The organism is Brevibacterium sp. 239c, assembly GCF_900169365.1.
Lineage (GTDB): Bacteria > Actinomycetota > Actinomycetes > Actinomycetales > Brevibacteriaceae > Brevibacterium.
In genome coordinates, this window is the sequence record NZ_FXZH01000047.1 from 1 (window position 1) to 4,093 (window position 4,093).

At 57.1% G+C, this 4,093-nt stretch carries 5 protein-coding genes and 2 tRNA genes; 3 read left to right on the plus strand and 4 right to left on the minus strand.

The genetic code is table 11. From position 1 onward, the window contains the following. Positions 1 to 100 precede the first annotated feature (100 nt). Positions 101 to 649: an integrase core domain-containing protein gene (locus BSP239C_RS20185; RefSeq protein WP_180959127.1), complete on the plus strand. Its 549-nt coding sequence runs from the start codon at positions 101 to 103 to the stop codon at positions 647 to 649. Positions 650 to 786: 137 nt separating this feature from the next. Here the strand turns inward: BSP239C_RS20185 and BSP239C_RS20190 are convergent. Beyond that, positions 787 to 863 (minus strand) — tRNA-Pro (locus BSP239C_RS20190). 82 nt (positions 864 to 945) lie between these two features. Here BSP239C_RS20190 and BSP239C_RS20195 point away from each other — a divergent pair. Next, the gene (locus tag BSP239C_RS20195; protein WP_101575086.1) at positions 946 to 1,437 is read left to right on the plus strand and encodes a TetR family transcriptional regulator; all 492 of its coding nucleotides are present in this window, start codon (positions 946 to 948) and stop codon (positions 1,435 to 1,437) included. Positions 1,438 to 1,517: 80 nt separating this feature from the next. Beyond that, positions 1,518 to 1,591, plus strand: a tRNA-Val gene (locus BSP239C_RS20200). 67 nt (positions 1,592 to 1,658) lie between these two features. Here the strand turns inward: BSP239C_RS20200 and BSP239C_RS20205 are convergent. The 3 genes from BSP239C_RS20205 to BSP239C_RS20215 all read right to left on the minus strand — a co-directional run bounded on the left by BSP239C_RS20205 (position 1,659) and on the right by BSP239C_RS20215 (position 3,914). Then, on the minus strand, positions 1,659 to 2,801 hold the full coding sequence (locus BSP239C_RS20205; RefSeq protein ID WP_101575087.1) for a site-specific integrase: 1,143 nt from the start codon (positions 2,799 to 2,801) through the stop codon (positions 1,659 to 1,661). 120 nt (positions 2,802 to 2,921) lie between these two features. After that, entirely contained in the window at positions 2,922 to 3,125 is a 204-nt protein-coding gene (locus BSP239C_RS20210) for an AlpA family transcriptional regulator (protein WP_257930303.1), read from the minus strand. Positions 3,126 to 3,242: 117 nt separating this feature from the next. After that, positions 3,243 to 3,914, minus strand: coding sequence for a DUF2637 domain-containing protein (locus BSP239C_RS20215; protein ID WP_101575088.1), 672 nt, complete (start codon positions 3,912 to 3,914; stop codon positions 3,243 to 3,245). Between the last annotated feature and the right edge of the window lie 179 nt (positions 3,915 to 4,093).

Genomic DNA, 4,093 nt, shown 5'->3' on the forward strand with positions numbered 1-4,093 from the left:
CTGGGTCAGGTGACGCCGGTGGAGTTCGAGGAAGCACGTTCACTGACCGACCTGGTCAGTGAAGAGGAAGTGTCTGCGCAAGCCGCGTGAGACAGATCAAGTGTCCACAACTTGCGGGGAACCTCACGGCAGTCCCAAACAGCCCAATGGGTTCGAACAACTCCTGTCCGATATGGGCATCGTGCAGAAGAACGGGGCAGCTCATCACCCCACGACCCAGGGCAAGGTCGAGCGCTACCACCAGACACTCAAACGCTGGCTGATCGCAGACGGGCTTGTCGACACCGTTGAGGCGCTCAATACCCAGCTGGTCCGATTCGCCCACATCTACAACACACAACGGCCCCACAGAGCCATTGGCAGACGCACCCCCGAGACCGCCTACACGGCCATCACCAAAGCCATACCGGTCATCGCTATGGCTGACACGATTTGGAGAGTCAGATACGACCAAGTCGATGCCACGGGCACGATCAGCATCCGCTATGCGGGGAAACTGCGACATCTGGGCATCGGGAGAGCCTGGGCAAGGAAACGAGTACTACTGCTCATGCAGGGGCATGAGACGATGGTCATCGACCGGGTTGCAGGCGAAATCATCGCTGAACACACACTCGATGCGAGCAAGGACTATCAGAAGAAGAGATGAACGATGACGTGAGACATGATGTGCACGATGTCGTGAGACATACCCCTGAAAGTGTGCACGATGACGTGAGACAGGACCGGGTCAGAAATGAGAAATGTGCCGCGACATCGAGTGAACGATGTCGCGACACATCACAATGGTCGGGATAGCGGGATTCGAACCCACGACCTCCTCGTCCCGAACGAGGCGCGCTACCAAGCTGCGCTATATCCCGTGACCAGGAACTACTATAGCGATGGTGACCCGTTCTGAAAAATCGGCACGGTCGACCATCCGCAAATGGAAGGAACACCTCGTTGGCACTGACTGCCGGGAGCATCACGACAACCGCCCTCGACATCCTTTCGCGCTACGGACTGGGTGATCTGTCGATGCGCAGGCTCGCTCGTGAGCTCGAGGTCCAGCCTTCCGCACTGTATTGGCACGTCAAAGACAAGCAGGAGCTCTTCGTCCTCATCGCCACACGGATGAATGCTGAGGTCGATGCGCGATGCCCATCGACTTCTGACCCGCTTGTGACTGCGATGGCGCTGCGGGACATCCTCCTGACCTATCGTGACGGTGCTGAGATTATGCTCCTCGGATTCTCGATCGCCCCCGCCGCAGTGACTCCAAGCGCATTGAGTGCTGAAGCCTTAGGCACGACCGTCTCCCATGGAGTGATGGCACATGCCCTCGGTGCCGTGGCGATCGAACAGAATCGCAGACTCTTCGGTATTGAAGATGCGGATGCAGGTGAGAATTTCGCCAATATCGTGGCGCGCCTGCTGAAGACAGAGAGCGACTGAACACGGAATTCGTCTGCCCGCATGGCCTTATGGCATACTGGTCAAGCACGTTCGGGAGCTATTGCTCCTGACCTGCTGTGGGGCCTATAGCTCAGTTGGCTAGAGCATCTCGCTTACACCGAGAGGGTCGGGGGTTCAAGTCCCTCTGGGCCCACCTTTGAACAGTTGATAAGTTGCCTGGTGAGAAGCCTGGAAGTGCTAGTCGGGCCGTTGGATTTGGCTCATTTGCCCACATTTTGCCCACATTTCATTCTTAACTGTTCTGATCTATGAGCATCCAAAGCCTCTGAAACCTGGTCCAAATCGTCGTCGAAAAGGTCCGAGTACGTGTCAAGAGTCATCGCCGCCGATGCATGACCGAGCATGTGTTGGAGAACCTTGACGTGGGCGCCTGACTGAACAGCCAGGCTGGCAGCTGTGTGGCGCATATCGTGGATACGCATTTGCGGCGGAACCTCAGCCTCTTCTTTGGCCAATGCCCACCATGAACCACCCGTCCCACCTTCGCTGCGACCTTTCGGCTTTGGTCGCAAAATGAATCCGCCACGGCGCGGAGCCTCGAAAACCAATGAGGCGTGTGACTTTTTTGCGCAGAAGTCTTTCAACTCATCCGCAAGGAAGCCGGGCAGAGGTGCGGTTCGCTTCTTTCCACTCTTCGGAGTGCCCACGTGGAATTTGCTACCTGACTCAACAGCATTGCGCACGATTCTGACTCGTCGCTTCTCAAAGTCCAGATCGCCGACTCGGAGCCCTGTAATCTCTCCCCACCTCATGCCCGTGTAGCAAGCCAGGTAAACGAGCAGCCTCCATTGTCCGCCCGCGGAATCTGCAAGTCGCTGGACAGAAAGATGATTGAGGTAAGTGTGCTCACCCTTTTTCTTCCGTGGGAGGTTTTTCACCCCAAGCGCCGGACTGGTCTTGATCAACTTCGCGGAAACAGCATCGTCCAAGATTCCGCGCAGGACTCCGAACGCGCGGAGGACAACCGTGGCTGACTTGCCGTCATTGCTTAGTTCCGAGATCCATCGGCTGATGTCGAGTTGCTTGATTGACGAGGTTGAACGCGCGCCCCATCGAGGCATCACATGGACTCGCCACGCAGTCTCGACGCTGCGCAATGTGCTCGGCGCCAAATGAGTCTGTCGTATCATCCAGTCGGCGCCAAGCGTGGCTATAGTGGCTTTTCCAGCGGTCGGCGCAACATATGTGCCCGAGCGAAAATCTCCTTCGAGCTCGGACTTGAAGTCAATGGCATCGCGCTTACGACCGAATCCTCGCTTTTCGCGCTGTCTGTTGTTTTCGTCTCTCCAACGGACACGGTATTTTTTGCCGTTCGGAGTTTCGTAGGGTGAAATGTGAGCCACGTTTGTGTCCTTCGCCAAGATTGAGAGCAACCGAGACCCCCGTGCCGCTGAGCTCGTTCAATCCGGTCGCGACCTCAGATTTGTGCGTTTCTGCTATGTCACTGCATGATGAACGTCCGATCATTCGGTACGGACCTTCGTGCGATCGTCAAGCCACGCTTCCACGTCAGCTTTACGGTATCGAACAGCGCGCGGACTGAGCTTCAAGAAGCGTGGACCTTGCCCCGTGAAGCGAAGCTGGGCAAGATGTCCGGTGGTAACGCAGAGCTCGTCAGCGAGTTGTGCCGGTGTCAGGATCTCGCGATCGGTGGCGATCATGCTCATCTCGGTATTCTCCAGTTCTCAAATCGGTGAGCCATCGACCTGATTATCGGGCTCACTAGATATACGTGCGGCGAATTGAGATGTGTACACGGTGCAACAAGATTTTTTCTGAACTTGCTACGCAATGACCGACTTTGACAGCAACCTCTGAATGGTTGACTTCGAGGTGCCCAGAGTATCGGCGATCTCCCGGTGAGATTTGCCGGCCTGTTTCATTTCGACGACAACATCGACATCAACGGGTCTGGACGAATCAGCCGCGGCCTTGATGGCTGGCGCCTTCCGCGGCAAACCCATTGCGGCCACCGAGGGCGCTGGAGAAGGTTCAGGGGCAAGAAGGGTTGACTGGTCGACTCGGGCACGTTCTGCACGGCGTCGTGCGGCCTTGGAGCCTTGCGGGGGAGCCACGGCAACCGATACCGCTGTGTGAGTGGAGATGAGGCAGGCCAGAGGCATGAGGCTGGCGATAAACGATCCAACGACGAGAGCAGGAAACGTCGTCGCCGTTGAATTTCCATCGCTGAGTGCGTGAGTGGCGTTGGTGACCATCGATACGACGGTGAAGATTCCTACTGATGACCATGCGAGCCGCACATCTTCGCCTCGTGCTCTGGCGACAACAGCCGCAACGGTGAAGACGAGGATTGAGAGGTCAACGACGATCGGTACTGCCGGGCGCAACGGACGCGGGATTCCTGCCCAACCGGCAGCGGCAATGAGTCCAGTGAAAGAGACAGCGAATGAGGCCACAGCGACAAGCACGGCCAGCAAGAGCGCTGAGGCCGCCATCGAGTCTGATTCAGGTCTAATCCGCCGCACGTGTGCAGACAATAGCAAAACCGCCTGACGTTGATACTGGAAAGGTCGGGAATCCCGGTGTGACCCAAAGCCTGACTGACCCGTTCCGCGGTGTCCTTCTCGTGATCTGTCCACCAGGGTTCCCGTCACCACCGAAAGAGAACCAGCCG

Bases quoted from the DNA above. Each gene is read 5' to 3' on its own strand.
- BSP239C_RS20210 (WP_257930303.1), bottom strand. From the start codon at position 3,125: ATGAGCATGATCGCCACCGATCGCGAGATCCTGACACCGGCACAACTC.
- BSP239C_RS20215 (WP_101575088.1), bottom strand. From the start codon at position 3,914: ATGGCGGCCTCAGCGCTCTTGCTGGCCGTGCTTGTCGCTGTGGCCTCA.